The 17,344-nt window shown below is 61.9% G+C and carries 13 protein-coding genes; 9 read left to right on the forward strand and 4 right to left on the reverse strand.

The features are described 5' to 3' along the window. Positions 1-66: 66 nt before the first annotated feature. On the forward strand, positions 67-2,388 hold the full coding sequence (locus IHE46_RS05970) for a fimbria/pilus outer membrane usher protein (protein WP_225562809.1): 2,322 nt from the start codon (positions 67-69) through the stop codon (positions 2,386-2,388). After that, positions 2,385-3,341 (forward strand): spore coat U domain-containing protein, encoded by a 957-nt coding sequence (locus IHE46_RS05975; protein WP_192163680.1) that lies wholly within the window; start codon positions 2,385-2,387, stop codon positions 3,339-3,341. The genes IHE46_RS05970 and IHE46_RS05975 overlap by 4 nt, the downstream gene beginning before the upstream one ends. 102 nt (positions 3,342-3,443) lie before the next feature. Here IHE46_RS05975 and IHE46_RS05980 read toward each other — a convergent pair whose 3' ends face one another. After that, positions 3,444-4,298, reverse strand: a complete 855-nt coding sequence (locus tag IHE46_RS05980) for a LysR substrate-binding domain-containing protein (protein WP_192163681.1) — start codon at positions 4,296-4,298, stop codon at positions 3,444-3,446. Positions 4,299-4,451: 153 nt separating this feature from the next. Between IHE46_RS05980 and IHE46_RS05985 the strand changes: the two genes are divergently transcribed. The 6 genes from IHE46_RS05985 (at position 4,452) to IHE46_RS06010 (ending at position 13,119) form a co-directional block, all read left to right on the forward strand. Further along, positions 4,452-4,985, forward strand: coding sequence for a lipocalin-like domain-containing protein (locus IHE46_RS05985; protein ID WP_192163682.1), 534 nt, complete (start codon positions 4,452-4,454; stop codon positions 4,983-4,985). 48 nt (positions 4,986-5,033) lie between these two features. Beyond that, positions 5,034-5,810 (forward strand): class I SAM-dependent methyltransferase, encoded by a 777-nt coding sequence (locus tag IHE46_RS05990; RefSeq protein ID WP_192163683.1) that lies wholly within the window; start codon positions 5,034-5,036, stop codon positions 5,808-5,810. A 271-nt stretch (positions 5,811-6,081) separates the two neighbouring features. Beyond that, positions 6,082-7,212, forward strand: a complete 1,131-nt coding sequence (locus tag IHE46_RS05995) for an efflux RND transporter periplasmic adaptor subunit (RefSeq protein ID WP_225562810.1) — start codon at positions 6,082-6,084, stop codon at positions 7,210-7,212. 10 nt (positions 7,213-7,222) lie between these two features. After that, positions 7,223-10,336, forward strand: a complete 3,114-nt coding sequence (locus IHE46_RS06000) for an efflux RND transporter permease subunit (RefSeq protein WP_192163684.1) — start codon at positions 7,223-7,225, stop codon at positions 10,334-10,336. A gap of 78 nt (positions 10,337-10,414) precedes the next feature. Further along, positions 10,415-12,172, forward strand: a complete 1,758-nt coding sequence (locus tag IHE46_RS06005; protein ID WP_225562811.1) for a DUF885 domain-containing protein — start codon at positions 10,415-10,417, stop codon at positions 12,170-12,172. A gap of 233 nt (positions 12,173-12,405) precedes the next feature. Beyond that, a complete protein-coding gene (locus IHE46_RS06010) occupies positions 12,406-13,119 on the forward strand; it encodes a lipocalin-like domain-containing protein (protein ID WP_192163686.1) in 714 nt (237 codons plus the stop codon). Positions 13,120-13,203: 84 nt separating this feature from the next. On the opposite strand, the gene IHE46_RS06015 is transcribed toward IHE46_RS06010, so the two are convergent. Further along, complete coding sequence (locus IHE46_RS06015) at positions 13,204-13,593, reverse strand: hypothetical protein (protein WP_192163785.1); 390 nt, start codon at positions 13,591-13,593, stop codon at positions 13,204-13,206. On the opposite strand from IHE46_RS06015, the gene IHE46_RS06020 reads away from it, so the two are divergent. Next, positions 13,592-15,430: an AI-2E family transporter gene (locus tag IHE46_RS06020; RefSeq protein ID WP_255430874.1), complete on the forward strand. Its 1,839-nt coding sequence runs from the start codon at positions 13,592-13,594 to the stop codon at positions 15,428-15,430. The two genes, IHE46_RS06015 and IHE46_RS06020, sit on opposite strands and share 2 nt — an antisense overlap. 188 nt (positions 15,431-15,618) lie before the next feature. Here IHE46_RS06020 and IHE46_RS06025 read toward each other — a convergent pair whose 3' ends face one another. Both IHE46_RS06025 and IHE46_RS06030 read right to left on the reverse strand, forming a co-directional pair. Continuing rightward, entirely contained in the window at positions 15,619-16,695 is a 1,077-nt protein-coding gene (locus IHE46_RS06025) for an oxidoreductase (protein ID WP_192163687.1), read from the reverse strand. Positions 16,696-17,001: 306 nt separating this feature from the next. After that, on the reverse strand, positions 17,002-17,163 hold the full coding sequence (locus IHE46_RS06030; protein ID WP_192163688.1) for a DUF1328 domain-containing protein: 162 nt from the start codon (positions 17,161-17,163) through the stop codon (positions 17,002-17,004). Positions 17,164-17,344: the final 181 nt, after the last annotated feature.

A 17,344-nucleotide genomic window follows, 5' to 3' on the forward strand; every position in this document is an offset into this window, starting at 1 on the left:
CATGCAATGAATTGCATTGCCGGACATGCGAAAGGCGGCGCCCGGCGATTTTGTCTCGCGCTATGCATGACCGCCTCGATGGCCATGATGTCACCCCTACAAGCCGCAACGGAAAACCCTGCCAGCACGCTGCCCCCAAATGCATTCCTGGGCGATGCCAACCAGCCGCAAGAGGTATATCTCGAAGTGATCTTGAATGGTGAACGCCAGGGCCCGCTCCAGCATTTCACCTTGCGCGGCGGCAAGCTGTTCGCGACCGCGCAGACGCTCGAAGCCATCGGACTGGCCAGCGACAAGCTGGGGACGACGCAGGCACAAGAGGTGCCACTGGATCGGGTTAATGGGCTTCGTTATCGCTACGACGCCGCCACGCAGGCGGTTGAGCTCACGGTGGGGGATCGCCTGCGCAAACCCTACCTGCTGGATGCGCGGCAGCTGCAGACAACGCCGAAAGCCAGTTCGGGGCGGGGTTTCCTGGTGAACTACGATGCCATTGCACAGAGCGACGCACGCTCGCGGTTCGCGCTCTGGTCGGAGGAGCGCTACTTCGATCCGCGTGGCGTATTCAGCAATACCGGCGTGGCCTATCTGTATGCCGGTACGCAGCGCTATGTCCGCTACGACACGTCCTGGAGCCAGTCCGATCCCGACACGCTGAGCACCGTCCAGTGGGGCGACACCATTTCCTCGTCTCTGTCATGGTCGCGTTCGATTCGCCTGGCGGGATGGCAATGGCGCAGCAACTTCGCCTTGAGGCCCGACCTGGTGACGTTTCCGCTGCCGCTGCTGTCGGGTTCGTCGGCCGTCCCCACTGCGCTGGATCTGTACGTCAACAACATGCATCAGCTGCACACGGATGTTCCGGCCGGTCCGTTCGAACTGACCAACGCGCCGGGCATCACGGGCGCAGGACAGGCCACGCTGGTGACGCAGGACGCCCTCGGCCGTTCCCTGACCACGTCATTGCCGCTCTACGTGGATCCGCGGCTGCTGGCTGCGGGGCTCTCGAGTTATTCGGTCGAGCTGGGCTTCGTGCGTCGGAACTATGGCCTGGTGTCGGACGACTACGATCCCCATCCTGCGGGCAGCGGTTCCTGGCGCTACGGCGTCAGCGACACGGTCACCGTCGAGGGGCATGGCGAAGCGGGCGACGGCCTGTTCAATGCGGGGGGCGGCGCGCTCGTCCGTCTTGGCATGGCGGGCGTCGTCAGCGGCTCGCTGTCGGCCAGCGGCGGCCGGATGCAAGGCACGCAGGCCAGTCTCGGTTATCAGCTGATCGAGCCGCATTTCTCCATCAACGCGCAGACGACGCGCACCTTCGGGGATTACGGCGACCTGGCGGCGCGCGAAGGCACGCCGGTACCCACGGCGATCGATCAGCTGACGGTATCGTTTCCGGTCTTCAGGCAGCAGGATCTGGCGGTCAGCTATATCGGCTACAGGGTGCGCGGTGGAGTTGTCTCGCGCCTGGGCTCGGTGTCGTACAACCTGAGCTTCGGCAACCTGCTGTCGCTGTTCTTCAGCGGCTATCAGGATTTCGCCCAGCATCGTTCGCGCGGTATTTTCATCGGCGTGAATATCGGCCTTGGCGATCGCGTTTCGCTCGATACCACCGTGGGCCGGCAGAATGGCCAGTTTTACTACAACGCCAACGCCGTGCGCACGCCAGACTACGGCGGCGGTTGGGGCTGGGGGCTGCAGGCGGGCGGCAGCGGCGGCATCGACTATCGCCAGGCACAGCTGCAGTACCTGGGCAGCGACGGGCAGCTGACCGGCACGCTGGATACGATCGCGGGGCATACCACTGGATCGTTGGAGGCGCTGGGCTCGGTCGTGCTCATGGACGACAGCGTGCAGATGGCGCGGCGCATCTACGATGGCTTTGCCATGGTGTCGACCGATGGCGTGAGTGGCATTCCCGTGCTGCACGACAACCGCGTCATCGGTTCGACCGACGCAGGCGGCCATCTGCTGGTTCCCGATCTGAACGCCTACCAAGACAACCAGCTCGCCATCGACAGCATGCGCTTGCCGGCCGATGTGCGCATCGACAAGACCTCGATCGATGCGGTGCCGCAGTCGCAATCCGGCGTACTGGCGCGCTTCTCGCTCGTGCACGACGACGCGGCATCGGTGATCCTGCATGACGCCGGAGGCAAGCCGATTCCGGCCGGATCGCGCGTTCGTTACGTGGAAGGCGGGTCGGAGACCGTCGTCGGCTATGACGGCCTCACCTATATCGAGAGTCTGCACAAGGAGAACCACCTCGAAGTGGATGCCCCGGCAGGGCATTGCATCGCGAGTTTCGATTACCGGCGTTCCAAAGACCACGACGTGCAGACCATCGGCCCGGTGGCATGTCGTGCGTCGAAGGAGCATTCGCCATGAAGTATCTGGCGTATGCGCTGCTTTTCATGTTGCTGCTGGTCGGCGGACGGGTTCATGCGGAGACCTGCACGGCTACCGCCTCGTCCGTCAGTTTTGGCAATGTCAGCCCGATTGCGGGCACGGCGGTTGCTGCATCGGGAACGGTAAGCGTCACCTGCACGTGGTCGGCCATAACGCTTACGCCGTCCGTGCAGGTGTGCCTGAATGTCGGCGCCACCAGCCCCCGCTCCATGAGCGACGGCGCCAGCAACCTGCAATACGACCTTTACCAGGACGCAGCGCATTCGCTGGTCTGGGGATCGATCTACAACGGCACCACGCCTATCGCGGTGCAGCTCAACAAGCCTGCGACCGGTACCAGCGCAAGCACGACCGTGAGCTATTACGGACTGATCGCGGCGAACCAGCCCACGGTCCCTACGGTAAACAACAGCAGCACCGTCTACACCCAGGGCTTCGGCGGCAACCAGACTTCGCTCAACTATGGCTTCTACGTGCTTATTGCGCCCACGTGCGCCTCGCTGACCACGTCGAACGGCACTTTTCCATTCACTGCGAGCGCCACCGTGGTGAACAACTGCCTGATCAGCGCAACGAATGTCAGTTTCGGCAGTGCAGGCGTACTAAAAAGCAGCCTGTCCGCAACCGGATCCATTTCCGCGCGCTGCACGAATGGCGACGCATTCCGTATCTCGTTGAACGGCGGTTCCAGCGGCAACGTGGCGGCGCGAACCCTGCAGCGACAAGGCGGAGGAGGAACCGTGAGCTATCAGCTCTATACGGACAGTGCACGCAGCATTCCATGGGGCGATGGCACGGCAGGCACAAGCATGATGACCGGCACGGGCAGCGGCAATGCCCAAGCCATCAGCGTCTATGGCCAGGTGCCCGCACAGGCGACCCCGGCGCCCGGCAGCTACAGCGACACCATCACCGCCACCATCGTCTTTTGAGCTACGGACCGTGCGTCTGTATCTGTAGCGGTTGGTATGGCGGATCACCAGGCCGCCATTTCGACTTTCGAATCGAACAGCCAGCTGTTCCGCACCGAAGTTTTATGCGTTGACGAAACCCTTGAACGCAGCCCCCAGAGTGCGCAGCGCGTTGCGCGAACGGTGGTCACTCAGCGCGGAATAGAGAACGACCTCTTGCGTTGGCAGGACCGGCAGCGCCAACGTCTTGCCGATATCGACGGTACCGGCAGGCGCGCTGCGCCGCGCCAGCACGGCAATAGCGATGCCGGCCGCCGCCGCGGCACCGACGACGGCGGCGCCCTTGCCGATAAACACTTCGGTCCACGGGATGGCCGCCTGGTCAAGCGCACGCACGGCAGTCGCGCGTATGCTGCAGGACTCGCCCTGGGTGGACAGCGGCAGTGGTTGACCCTTGCGGGGCTGCCAATCCGCAGCGGCGATCCAGGCGAAGCTTTCGGTGAATAATTTCTCGGCGCGGCAGTTCCGATCTTCCGGCTGCAGCACCAAGGCTGCGTCCAGCCGGCCTTCGTCATAGGCCTGCATCACTTCGCGCGAGCCGGCGACCCGCAGTTCGATCAACAGATGCGGGTCGTGCTCGTTCATATAGCGCAGCAGGGCAGGCAATTCGCTGCCGACGATCTGGTGGCTGATGCCGATGACCAGGCGGCGCTGTTCCACGCTGAAGGAAGCGACGGCGCGATCGTGCGCACCCACCAGATCGCGTGCCGAAACGAGGAAGAGGGCGCCCTCGGCAGACAAGCGCACTTGCCGCGGCGTGCGTTCCAACAGGCGCCGTCCCAGCTGCGCCTCCAGTCGACGCAGCTTGAGGCTGATCGCGGATTGGGTGCTGTCCAGGGCCTCGGCCGCACGGGTGAAGCTCTGCAGATCGGCGGTCAGGACGAAGGCTTTCACGGCATCGAGGTCGAGGGCTCTCATGATTCATCCATTTCCATTTGAAATGACTGAAATATCCAAAAATGGGATTTATCAATGCATGGTAGCCGACTACGCTGACTCCATGCACACAACAGCGGAGGATGCTCGATGCGTCGCTTCCCATGGTTTTTCGCGCTTGGCGGGTTGGCTTTATTGCTCGGTCCACTTTTGGCCAGCGCCACCGACAGCACGACCAATTCGGCATTTGAACAGGCGGTACTGCGCGCCGATAACGCCTCGGATTCCGCTCCGGGCGAAGTGCCAGCCTCGCTGGTCGGTGCCTGGACGCTGGTTCGTGTCGACAACGTTTATCCGGACGGCCATCGCGTGGCGCTGTACGGACCGCATCCGGAGGGCCTGTGGATCATCGACGCCCACGGCCGCTACATGATGCAGATGGTGCGTGCGCAGCGCACCGGCTTTGTCGCCAACGACAAGTCGAAAGGCACGCCCGAGGAATACCGCGCGGCGTCGCTGGACAGCAACGCGCACTATGGCCAGATACGGGCAGACGCCACGACCTTCCACACGCACATCGAGCACGCTTCGTTTCCGAACTGGGATGGCAAGAGCGGTGGCTCCGCATACACCCTGAAAGGTGACTTGTTGACCTACACCGTGGCCAAGCCGTCCAGCGGTGCGGAGGAGGGCGCCCATGGCGAAGTGGAATGGCAGCGATTGCCCTGAAAACACCGGGTCATCGCGATAACTCATCTTTACGGAGCATCAGGACTCATGAAAAAGACTTTGCTCGGCCTTGCCTTGCTCGGCGCCACGGCATTGGCGTATGCCGGTACGTCACTCCCCATGTATGTGACAGCCGCTGTCTCCGATAGCGCACGTCCGGCTGCGGACAAGCAGCGTGACCCCGACCGCAAGCCCGCCGAGCTCGTCACTTTTGCCGGCATCAAGCCCGGCGACAAAGTGGCCGACGTGATGCCGGGTGGCGGTTACTTCACGCGCATCTTCAGCAAGGTGGTCGGGCCGCAGGGGCATGTCTATGCCGTGGTGCCGGAAAGCATCGCGAACGCAAGGCCGAAGGCGCTCGACCCGATCAAGGCGATAGCTGCCGATATGGCGTTCAACAATACGACCCTGATGGTGCAGCCTTACGACCAGCTCGGTGCGCCGTCGTCGCTCGACGTGGTCTGGACCTCGCAGAATTATCACGATGTCTACGGCGCAGTCAGCGTCTTCGCGGTCAAAGGCAGCAGCGGCCCCGATGAGGCGGCCAAGCTCGACGCAGCGGCCTTCAAGACCTTGAAGCCCGGCGGCGTCTTCGTGGTGGTCGACCATGCGGCGGAACCGGGTTCGGGCGGACGCGACGCCGGCACGCTGCACCGGATCGATCCGGCCACGGTGATTGCGCAAGTGCAAGCGGCCGGATTTGTGCTGGAGGCGCGGAGCGATCTCTTGAGCAATCCGCAGGATGCCCACGACAAGATCATTTTCGCGCCGGAGATCAAGGGGCACACGGACAAGTTCATCCTTAAATTCCGCAAGCCTGGCTGATCTGCATGCAGGCAAGCGGAAGTGGATATGAGCGCGCACCGTTCGAGAACGGTTGCGCGCAGCCAGGCAGTGGGCAAAGGCTTCTCCGTTGATCGCCGCAGATGGCATGTTGCGGCTGTGCTCTCCGCGAGAGTCGAGACGAGCGCCGCATGTCACTCCGATGTGCCCTGCAGCCCTTCACATGGTGTCCAGCCATAGCCCAATGCCCATACGGCTATCGGGCGATGCCGCACTCCAGGCGCGAAATCCGTAGATTCAAAAGGGTGCCTGCATGACCGCGCCACAAAAAAAGCTGATCGCCGTTGCCGTTGTCGTCCTTGGCGTGTTCGCCGGGGCGATGTATCTCTCCCATACATCCCAGGCCGCGAGTCCAGTGGGACACGCCGCAGACAGTGTCGCCGTGCCGGTGAAAAGCGCGTTGGCGACTCGCGGAGATATCGACCTTTCGCTGAATGTCGTGGCACGTACGGAAGCATGGTCCACCGTGACTTTGCGGGCGCGATGCTCGGGTCAGCTCGAATCGCTGGGTTTCACGCCAGGTGCGAAAGTGAAGAAAGGCGAACTGCTGGCGCGGCTCGACCCGCTGCCATTCCAGGCGCAGCTCGACCAAGCGCGCGGCAACGCCGCCAGTGCCCAGGCGCAGCTGGCCAAGGCACAGACGGACCTTCAGCGTTATAGCCAAGTGCTGGCCAAGGGCTATATCTCGCGCGCCAGTTTCGATACCTATCAGACCGATGTGGAAGTGGCTCGCGCCAGCGTGCAGACCAGCCGCGCCGCACAAGCATTGGCGCAACTGCAACTCGGCTATACGCGAGTCACTGCGCCATTCGATGGCGTGGCCGGTTTGCCGCTTGTCTGGCCGGGAGCACAGGTGACGGCTGACAGCACCGATATCGTCGTGCTCAATCAGATCGAGCCGATCCGGATCAGCTTCAGCATTCCGGAGGCCAGCCTCGCCGCTGTCCGTGCTGCACAGACGCATGGCGCCGTCGCCGTACAGGCACGGCTGCCCGGCGAGAACAGCACGCCTCTGCAAGGAACGTTGGACTTCATCGATAACACGGTGGATGTCGACACCAGTACGATCGTGCTCAAAGGCCGCCTGGAAAATGCCGACGGCCGTCTTACCCCTGGACAGTTCATGCAGGTGAGCGTGCCGACGGTACACCTGACTGATGTCGTGACCATGCCGGCTGAAGCGCTGCAAAGTTCGGACAAGGGAAACTTCGTGTTCGTGATCGGTGTCGATGGCAAGGCCCACCAGCGCTTCGTTGACATCGGTCCCACCACGGCTGGCCGCATCGTGATCAATCAAGGGCTGCAGGCCAACGAGCGTGTAGTGACGGACGGCCAGCTGCTGCTGAGCGATGGCAGTCCCGTACGTATCGCGCACGACGTATGAGTTTGTCGCGATGAACCTGCCCGCACTGTGCATCCGCCGACCGGTGATGACGACGCTGTTGATGCTGGCGCTGTTGATATTCGGCGTGGCGGCGTATCCGCGACTGGCGGTGAATGAACTGCCTAATGTGGATTACCCAACCATACGCGTCTTCGCCGGCCTGCCGGGTGCCTCGCCCGAGGTCATGGCCTCGGCAGTGGCTGCGCCGCTAGAGGCGCAGTTGTCCACCATCCCTGGCATTGATGCGATGAATTCGTCGAGTTCGCCGGGTGGAACCAGCATCGTCCTGAGCTTCGCGCTGAACCGCAATATCGACGCTGCGGCGCAGGACGTGCAATCGGCGATCGCTGCCGCGCAGCGCCAACTCCCTCCCGATATGCCCACTCCGCCGATTCTTCGCAAAGTGAATCCGGCCGATGCTCCCGTGCTGCTGCTGGCAATGACATCGCCTACGTTGCCGGTGTCGCAACTGGACGAATACGCGGAAACACAGCTCGCGCAGCGACTATCGACTATCGACGGCGTGGCGCAGGTCTACGCCTATGGAGCGACCAAATACGCCGTGCGGATCAGCATCGACCCGGACCGGCTGGCCGTGGCCGGCATCGGTATCGATCAGGTGCAGAAGGCGGTCGTCGATGCCAACGTCAACCAAGCCACCGGCACCTTGTACGGCCCCAGCCAGCAGTTCCAGGTGCGCAACCAGGGTCAACTGCTACGCGCTGCTCCCTATAACGACATCGTGTTGGCTTGGCGCAACGGTGCGCCGGTGCGGCTGGGCGATGTCGGACGGGCTTACGACAGTGTGCAGAACGACCAGCTCGCCAGCTGGTACAAGCATGATCGCTCAGTGCTTCTGGCCATTCAGCGCCAGCCCGGCGCCAATACGGTCGCCTTGATCGATCGCATCAAGGCCGTGCTGCCCGGCTTCATTGCCGGCCTGCCGCCATCGGTGAAGCTCGACGTGTTGTATGACCGGTCGCAATCGATTCGTGCCTCGGTAGCGGACGTACAGTTCAGCCTATTGCTGGCAGGCATGCTGGTCGTGTTGGTGGTTTACCTGTTTCTCGGCAATCTTTCCGCCACGCTGATCCCGGCGGCGGCGCTCCTGTTGTCGGTGACCGGGACGTTCGGTGTGATGTCCCTGCTCGACTACAGCCTGGACAACTTATCGCTGCTGGCGCTGACTCTGGCGGTTGGCTTCGTCGTGGACGACGCGATCGTGATGCTGGAAAACATCATGCGCCATGTAGAGACCGGGCTCGGGCCTCATGAAGCCTCGCTCAAGGGCGCAGGGGAAATCGGCTTCACGATACTCTCGATGACACTGTCCTTGATCGCCGTGTTCATCCCGGTCATGTTCATGGGCGGCATCGTCGGGCGGCTGTTCCACGAATTCGTGGTGACTCTCAGCGTCGCGATCTTGGTTTCCGGCTTTGTTTCCATCACGCTCACCCCGATGCTGTGCAGCCGTTTCGTCAAAGTGCACGAGCATCCGAAGAAGAATGGGGCGATCGCCGTTTTCAACCGCGGTTTCGAAGCGACCCAGCGCAGCTATGTTCGCAGCCTGAGTTGGTGCATGGGCCACTCGGGGCTGGTGATGAGCGTGTTCGCGGCCAGCCTGGTAGCGACGGTGCTGCTGTTCAACACCGTGCCGAAGGACTTCATTCCCGCGGGCGACACCGGGCGCCTGCAGGTCATTACCGAAGGCCCCCAGGATGTTTCCTACGGTGGCATGGTGGCGCGCCAGCAGCAGTTGGCGGAAATCGTGGCGAAGGATCCCAACATCGAATCGTGGATGTCCTCGATCGAAGCGGGCGGTTCGACGATCAACGATGGCGAGATGCTGCTGAAACTGAAACCGGCGAGCCAGCGCAGCCTGAGCGTGGACGAGATCGTGCAGGAACTGCGGAAGAAATTCGCCAAAGTGATCGGGATGCGCGCCTATGTGCGCAACCCGCCGCTGATCCAGATCGGCGGTTTGCGTTCCAAGGCTCAATACCAGTTCACCCTGCAGTCGACCGATTCGAGCGCCCTGTACGACTGGTCCGGCAAGGTAACCCAGGCTTTCGCGACGATGCCGGGCTTCCAGGACGTGACCAACGATTTGAGCCTCGACAGCCCATCCATCGTCGTCGAAGTGGATCGCAGCAAGCTGGCGCCGCTGGGCCTGACCATGTCCCAGGTGCAATCGGCGCTGGGCGCTTCCTTCAGCCAGAACCAGCTTTCCACCATCTATAGTTCGGCGACCCAGTACTGGGTCGTGATGGAAGTGCAGCGCAACCTGCAGAACGATCCCACGGTGCTATCGAAGCTCTACGTGACTTCCAATACCGGCAAGTTGATCCCATTGGATACGGTGGCGAGCTTCGTGCGAAAACCGCAGGTGCTGACCGTGAACCATCAGGGCCAGCTGCCATCGGTGACGGTTTCGTTCGGGCTTGCTCCCGGCGTCAGTCTGGGCGACGCACTGGCGGATATCCACAACGCACTCGCCAGGATCGGCCTGCCGGCGACCATCAGTGGCAATCTGCAAGGCACCGCGCAGGCCTTCCAGACCTCGATGCAGGGAATGGGCACGCTGCTGTTGCTGGCAGTGTTCGTCATCTATCTCGTGTTGGGCATCCTCTACGAGAGTTTCATCCATCCGATGACCATCCTGTCCGGCCTCCCTGCCGCAGCAGTTGGCGCGTTGCTTACTTTGCAGATATGCCACTTGCCGCTGGATCTGTTCGGATTCGTCGGCATCGTGATGCTGATCGGCATCGTCAAGAAGAATGCGATCATGATGATCGACTTTGCCCTTGCGCGGCAGCGTGACGAGGATATGTCGCCGGCCATCGCGATCTTTGAGGCCTGCCAGGTGCGATTCCGGCCGATCATGATGACCACCATGGCGGCGCTTGCTGGCGCGCTGCCGATCGCTCTCGGCCTGGGTGCTGGCTCGGAAGTGCGCCGGCCACTCGGCTTGGTCGTGGTCGGCGGCTTGCTGCTCTCGCAGCTGCTCACTTTGTATCTGACGCCAGTGATCTATCTGCAGCTCGATCGGCTGCGCATGCACTTTGATGGCGGCGCTGCCGAAGCGGTCGGCTATGGCGTTCAGGCCATTCAAAGTCACGATTGAAGCGATGCCCTGCGCATGCATGGCGAACACAGCATCACAAGGCCTTGAGGTGGAATGCCAATGAAGACTGGACAATGGATGGCTCTGATCGCCTTGCTGGGGTGCCTCGCGTATTCGGCACAGGACCGGGCGGCGGATACGGCGCAACGCGTAAAAGCGCTGCATGCCTTGCTTGACGAGCAGTGGCAGCATGAGCTGCAAGAAGATCCCGAATCCGCCACGACCCTCGGCGACCTGCGCTACAACGACCGCTGGATCGATGGTTCACTGGCGCATGTTCGAAGCGAGCATGAGGTCACGGAGAATTTCCTCAGGCGCTTTACGGCGATCGATACAGCCGGATTCCCCGACGAAGAAAAGCTCAATCAGCAGTTGATGGTGCGGCAGCTGCAGGCAAGCCTGCGCGCGTTCGACCTGAAACTGTACGAAATGCCGATCGATCAATATCACGGCGTTCATCTGCGGCTGCCTGCCTTGATCAGTTCCATTCCTTTCGACAATACCAAGGAATACGAGCAGTACCTCACGCGCCTGCGGGCCATTCCCGCCGTATTGGCGCAAGCGGAAGAGGTCGCGCGGCAAGGCGAGCGCGACGGCATGATGCCGCCGCGATTCCTGCTGGAAAAAGTGGTGGTCCAGCTCAACGGCATTGCCGGATCCGTCGGCGCAGACAGTCCATTTGCCAAACCGCTGCAACATTTCCCAGCCGACGTTTCGAAAGCGGATCAGGCACGTCTTCGCGCGGCGATCATCGCCGCCATCGACAACGATGTGCGTCCCGCCTATCGCAAGCTGGGCGAATTCGTGGCGAAGGAATATGCACCGCACGGACGCAGCGAGCCGGGCGTATGGCAACTGCCGAACGGCGACGAGATTTATCGCTACGACGTCGCGCAGATGACCACGACCCAGGAAACTCCGGAAAGTATCCACGCGCTCGGCCTGGCCGAGGTCAAGCGGATCGAGGCGGCGATGACGGTCATCGCCAAGTCTCAAGGCTACCCCGATCTGGCCAGCTTTCGTGCGGCCCTGAAAGCTGATCCGAAAGTACATCCCGTATCGCGCGAGGACATCCTCAATCGCTACCGCGGCTTCATCGCGCAGATGGAGCCGGAGCTGCCCAAGCTGTTCGGCCTGTTGCCCAGGAGCAAACTCGAAGTCGTGCCGGTCGAAACGTATCGTGAAAAAGATTTCCAGATCGCCACGTACATACAGGGCACGCCAGATGGTTCACGGCCGGGGCAGCTCTACGTCAACACCGGGGACTTTGCCCATCGCACCACCATGGACATGGAGTCCATCGCGTATCACGAAGGCATTCCCGGGCACCATCTGCAGCTTTCCATTGCGCAGACGCTGCCCGGGTTGCCTCCCTTCCGGCAGCAGGCCGATTACACCGCCTATATCGAAGGTTGGGCGCTGTATGCGGAGCGCCTGGGCAAAGACATCGGTTTCTACAGGGATCCTTTGTCCGACTATGGGCGGCTGACTGGCGAGCTGTGGCGTGCCGACCGCTTGGTGCTCGACACGGGGGTGCATTACAAGCACTGGTCGCGGCAACAGATGGTGGATTTCTTCCACGCCCATTCCGACGTAACGGAATCGGACATTCAGTCCGAAGTCGACCGCTACATTATCTGGCCTGGCCAAGCACTGGCTTACAAGGTAGGCCAGCTGAAAATACTTGAGCTGCGCGAACGGGCGCGCAAGGCGCTAGGAAGCCGTTTTGATATCCGTGCCTTCCACGACGAGATCCTGAGCGCCGGCGCACTGCCACTGGATGTGCTGGAGGCGCGCGTCGATGCTTGGATCAAAACAAAGCAGGCGGACGCCTGACCTTTACGGAGAGCGCTCCCGCTCTGTGCGTAGCTGTTTGACGGCTGATCGACGTCTTTGCGATGCGAAAGAATTTCGCGCGTACAATTTTTCTTTGGAAATTGAAGGCGGAGTGTTCGTGTAATTATCTTCTATTCATGTCGTTGCATAATGACTGAAATATACCAATGAATGGTGTTTCTGCGCATTATCAGTGGTTATTCTAGTTCTACCTTCTATAGCCAATTGGCGCCATGCGAAAAAACACTAAAATTTTATCGCTTTTAGCTGTCTTGGCGTTTTTCTCGCACGGCATCGATGCCGGAACGATGGAGGGCGACAAAGCGCCGATAAATACCGAGGGGGCTTCAACTTCGCCCGAAATTCCGATGAAGGCAGCCAATGGGGTGCCCACGTGGCTTGTCGGAGCCTGGGCACTGGTGCGCTATGACGACGTCTATCCGGACGGTCGGCTTGTAGAGCCGTATGGATCGGATCCACAAGGACTATGGGTCATCGATGCGCAAGGACGCTACGCGATGCAAATCGTGCGGGGGGAGCGTGGGCGGCAATCTGCTGGCGATGAATCCGACGGCTCGTTCGATGAAGACAAGATGGCCTCAATCGATACGAACGCCTACTACGGATGGTTGCGCCTGCGCGATACCCAATTGTATACGCACATCGATCGCGCCTTGTATTCGGAATGGGATAATAGAGATGAATCCGGCTCGTTCCAGTTGCAGGGCAATCTGTTGACCTATTCCATGGCCAAGTCAAACGTTGGCTCATCGGCGGGAGTTCGGAGTGTTGTCATGTGGCAGCACCTGTCATCTCGACGAGGCGACGATGCCGCCGCTGTATCGATATGGAACCGATTCAGGGAACAATCGTCTCTAGCGCCACGAGATGCGTTGGCGCAAAGACTGCTGCCGCGACGCTCTGGGACAGATATTGCCGAGCCTTGATCGGCGGATACCGGGGATGTCTGCTCACAAACTTCGGGAAGAACTGGCACGAGAGCAGGGAATACGGGAACAGCTTGCGCTTTCCTAGTCGGGCGCCGGGTAACCACCGGCGATCGGGCAGGGGGCAACCAGACCGCTTGATGTGCTGGTTTCGGTCATCGGATCGATCCATGTCTTGGTCTGCCTGGACATGGCGTGGCGGGCATCGATCGCCACGCCATGTCCAGAACCAGCGGCTTGTGCTGCTGCTCTTGGTGGCTGGTTCGGGATGCAAGCGCCACCCAAGGCACAAGCTTTCATCCCGACCGCACTGCATTTGACCCTTCGCCTCACGCTCGCGTTATCGGGCAGGCAAATGGCGCCAATGACGACTAAGCTCTCGTCATCGGGCCTGATGGGGAAATCGAAGATGCCGACGAATGACACCGCCCCGCCGCGGCTGCAGGCGACGGGGATTCTGGCAACGGCTGCCATGCTGGCCCTGCTGTATTTCGGGCGCGAAGTGCTGGTTCCCGTGATGCTGGCCCTGTTCCTTGGCGCGTTGCTGAATCCCTGGGTGCGGTTTTATTTGCGGCTCGGGCTTGGGCATGGCTTCTCCGTGCTTCTGGTCATGCTCGCCACCCTGGCCATCACCTTGGGCATGGCCCTCGTGCTGGGTTCGCAGGCGACACATCTGGCCCGAAGCCTGCCCCAGTACCAGTCCACCATCCACGCCAAGATGCAGACCCTGCGGGGTCTGACGGTGGACCGCTTCGAAAGCATGCAAGGCGTGCTGGGCCGCGTCATTGAACCGGCGGCGGAGCCCGGCAATGCGAAGCAGGCGGTTTCCACGGTGACCGCCACCGGCCCGGCGGTACCCACCACGAATGAACCTGCGGCAATTTCGAGTGCGTCACTGGCCGTGCTGTCGCACCTGCTCACGGTGGCATGGGTACCGCTGCAGACGGGCGGCATCGTGCTGGTGGTCCTGGCCTTCGTTTTGCTGGAGCAGGAATCCTTGCGCGACCGTTTCATCCGCCTGGCGGGAGGCACGGACCTGCGCGCCACCACCATGGCGATCAACGATGCCGCGGAACGATTGTCGCGGTTCTTCATCTCGACGTTTTCGGTGAACGCAGGTGTCGGCGTGGCGATCGGAATCGGTCTATGGCTGATCGGCTTGCCGAATGCACTCCTGTGGGGTGCGCTGGCGGCGATATTCCGGTTCGTGCCTTATGTGGGCGTCTGGCTGATCGCCGGGTTGACGATGCTGTTTGCCGCCGCAGTGGGGCCCGACTGGTCGCTGGTGGTGATGACCGCGATCCTGTTCGCCACGGTCGAGCTGATCGTTTCCCAGGTGATCGAGCCATTGCTCTACGGCCACACCACCGGCTTGTCGCCGCTCGCGGTGGTGGTGTCCGCGATCTTCTGGAGCTGGCTGTGGGGGCCGGTGGGATTGGTGATGTCCACGCCGCTGACCTTGTGCCTGGTGGCGGCAGGCCGGCACGTGAAGGCCCTGGACTTGCTGACTATCCTGCTGGGCGACGCGCCTGCGTTGACGATGCCGCAGCGGCTCTATCAGAGAGCGCTGTCCGGCGACGCCCAGGAAATTCTGGACGATGCGCGCCGTTATCTCAAAAGCCGGACCTTCGGTGCCTACTGCGACGCCATCGTGCTGCCGGCTTTGCAGTTCGGCCGTACAGACCTCGAGCGCGGTGTGATCCGCGCCGAGCAGCTGCGGATTCTCCGGGAAACCATCGTCACGGTGATCGAGACGCTGAGCGGGGAAGGGCGGACGCGGTCATGGCGGAAGCGCCGCCCGGGCGTCTTGAACGATGCCAACATCGGGCGCCAGCTTCGGCAACGCCGCGAGGAAACTCGGGGACGTTGGCAGGGTTCGCTGGCGGTGCCGGCCGGTTCGATCGTGCTCTGCATGAGCATGGGGACGCCCTACGACGATTTGACCACGGAGCTGCTGACCCGCGTCCTGCGTGGCTTGAATATCGACGCACGCCACCTGGCCCTCGACGATCTCCAGAACTTCGATGACGAGCCGCATCCGGACCTCACGCCGGGCGCCGTTGCATTGATCTATCTGGTCGATACCGAAGCCGAGGCCATGCGGGAGCGCGTGGATGTGCTTGCCGCGAATATGCATCAACGCATACCCGAGGCGCGCATCATTGCGGTATGCCTGCCGGAACTGCTGGCTCCGAGTACGCCCGACCTGTCGACATGTGGGCATGTCGATGCCGTGGTGGGTTTGCTGGAAGAGGCGGCGCAATATGCTCTTCCGGTCGCAAGGCAGACTGATGCCCAGGAGGCGGCTTGAAGTAGCGATAAGGCACGGTTGTCGAAACGGGCTCGTCAGCTTGAGTTATCTGCGAGGCACTTTTCGCGCTTACTTCGAAATGGTCTAGAGCGGCGTGATTCGGCCAAGCCGCCAGTGTTGAGGGCGACAGCTTTCCACTCATAGTGGCTAGCGGTATCTGCCTTGCGCCATGTCTAGACAGCACAGGCTCAGTTGCCTGGCCATGCATCCCGTTCCGCTGCGCTCAACGCCAGCGCCATGGCTTTGCCTTCCGCGGCTGATACCACTGCCGCTTCGATCACCGCCATTACAACGATGGCCTGTTGCGGTGTGACCGGATTGGGGCCAAGCCCTTTCACCGCGTCGCGGAACGTGGCGTAGTACCGGCTCTGGTCGCCACGTGGCGAAGCAAGGTGCTCGACGTTGCCGTTGCCGTCGTACAGCAGCAGATCATCCGTGTCCTCGCCCCAGCCCGCATCCCCCGGCCGCATGCCTGCGAGCAGTTGTGTCTCCTGCGTGTCGATCTTCGGCTTCACCGCGCTGCCTTGCGTACCGTGCACGATGAAACGGGGACTGCCGCCGGCCACCAGCATGCTGGCGTGCAGGATCACCCGTCGTTCGCCGTATTCGAGTACCGCATGCGCCCAGTCGGTGACTTCGCCACCGTCGCGTTGCGTGGCGAGGTTGGCCCAGACCCGGTCAGGCACGCCGAACAGGCACAACGCCTGGTCCACCAGATGCGGCCCCAGGTCATACCAAAGCCCGTTGCCGGCGCCAGCTTGTTCGCGCCAGCGCGCGCGTACTTGCGGGCGGAAGCGGTCGATGTGCGATTCGAAATGCGTGATCCGGCCCAGGCGGCCGGTTTCGATCAAGTGCCGTACGCCGAGAAAATCGGTATCCCAGCGGCGGTTCTGGAACACCGACAGCACGCGCCGCTCCCGCTCTGCGATGGCAGTGAGCTCGCGCGCCTGGGCAAGGTCGAGCGCAAAGGGCTTGTCGACCACCACATGCTTGCCGGCTTCAAGCGCAGCGCGCGCCAGCGGCGCATGCGTGTGGTTGGGCGACGCGATCACCACCACGTCCAGTTGTGGGTCGGCGAAGGCAACGGCCGCGTCGGCGACCACTTCCACATCGGGCAAGTCCGCTTGGACCTTGCCGGCGTCGCTCGAGACCACCGTGCCCAGCACCAGGCCGGGCACGCTGCGGATCAAGGGCGCATGGAAAGTCTTGCCGGCGTAGCCATAACCGATCAGTGCTACGCGCAACGGCGTCGCGGAATCATGCATGGCGTAATCCGGGGGCGGATGGAGAAGTTGCCATGATAGTCCAAACACATCCGCAGGCCGCCCTTGATTCCACATTGCACGTTCAAGGTCTACGGAGGTGCGCCGCGCGGGCTCATGTATGCACATGCAGAGCAGTTGCATGTTGGCCTGTGCGCGTTTGTGGGTGTTTGAAAGATAGAACGGCAATCACACAGAGGACGTGGGAGTGGGCTTTCTGAGAAGTGCGCCTTGTCCCGTTTAGTCTCTCCGTTGTAAACGGGCGCAAGGCGCGTTGTGCGGATACTTCACTGGCAACACCACACCTGGCTAGCCCCGCCGGCGCCCGGTGATGAGCGAGGCGATGAACAGGATGATGAAGACGACGAACAGGACCTTGGCGATCATCGTGGCGACACCCGCAACGCCAAGAAAGCCGAAGAATCCGGCGACGATTGCAATGATCAGGAACACAACGGCGTACCAGAGCATGGTGGTCTCCTTGAATGATGCGTGGTGGTGCGGTGCGCAGCATTTTCAATGCATGCTGCGAAAGCAGGGCCGACTAGCGCTGGTCAGGGCACCAACCATCGACTAGCGCGAGCTGCCGCGGGGCGGTATTCCCCGTGCCCAAAGAGCCGGGCGCGGACATCCACTACATGGAACATCCGCG

The sequence above is a fragment of the Rhodanobacter sp. DHG33 genome (assembly GCF_014843005.1).
Taxonomy (GTDB): Bacteria; Pseudomonadota; Gammaproteobacteria; order Xanthomonadales; family Rhodanobacteraceae; genus Rhodanobacter_A.

Bases quoted from the DNA above. Each gene is read 5' to 3' on its own strand.
- IHE46_RS06025 (WP_192163687.1), bottom strand. From the start codon at position 16,695: ATGCATGATTCCGCGACGCCGTTGCGCGTAGCACTGATCGGTTATGGC.
- IHE46_RS06030 (WP_192163688.1), bottom strand. From the start codon at position 17,163: ATGCTCTGGTACGCCGTTGTGTTCCTGATCATTGCAATCGTCGCCGGA.
- IHE46_RS05995 (WP_225562810.1), top strand. From the start codon at position 6,082: ATGACCGCGCCACAAAAAAAGCTGATCGCCGTTGCCGTTGTCGTCCTT.
- IHE46_RS05975 (WP_192163680.1), top strand. From the start codon at position 2,385: ATGAAGTATCTGGCGTATGCGCTGCTTTTCATGTTGCTGCTGGTCGGC.
- IHE46_RS06020 (WP_255430874.1), top strand. From the start codon at position 13,592: ATGCTGGCCCTGCTGTATTTCGGGCGCGAAGTGCTGGTTCCCGTGATG.
- IHE46_RS06010 (WP_192163686.1), top strand. From the start codon at position 12,406: ATGCGAAAAAACACTAAAATTTTATCGCTTTTAGCTGTCTTGGCGTTT.
- IHE46_RS06000 (WP_192163684.1), top strand. From the start codon at position 7,223: ATGAACCTGCCCGCACTGTGCATCCGCCGACCGGTGATGACGACGCTG.
- IHE46_RS05980 (WP_192163681.1), bottom strand. From the start codon at position 4,298: ATGAGAGCCCTCGACCTCGATGCCGTGAAAGCCTTCGTCCTGACCGCC.
- IHE46_RS05990 (WP_192163683.1), top strand. From the start codon at position 5,034: ATGAAAAAGACTTTGCTCGGCCTTGCCTTGCTCGGCGCCACGGCATTG.
- IHE46_RS05970 (WP_225562809.1), top strand. From the start codon at position 67: ATGACCGCCTCGATGGCCATGATGTCACCCCTACAAGCCGCAACGGAA.
- IHE46_RS06015 (WP_192163785.1), bottom strand. From the start codon at position 13,593: ATGGCAGCCGTTGCCAGAATCCCCGTCGCCTGCAGCCGCGGCGGGGCG.
- IHE46_RS06005 (WP_225562811.1), top strand. From the start codon at position 10,415: ATGGCTCTGATCGCCTTGCTGGGGTGCCTCGCGTATTCGGCACAGGAC.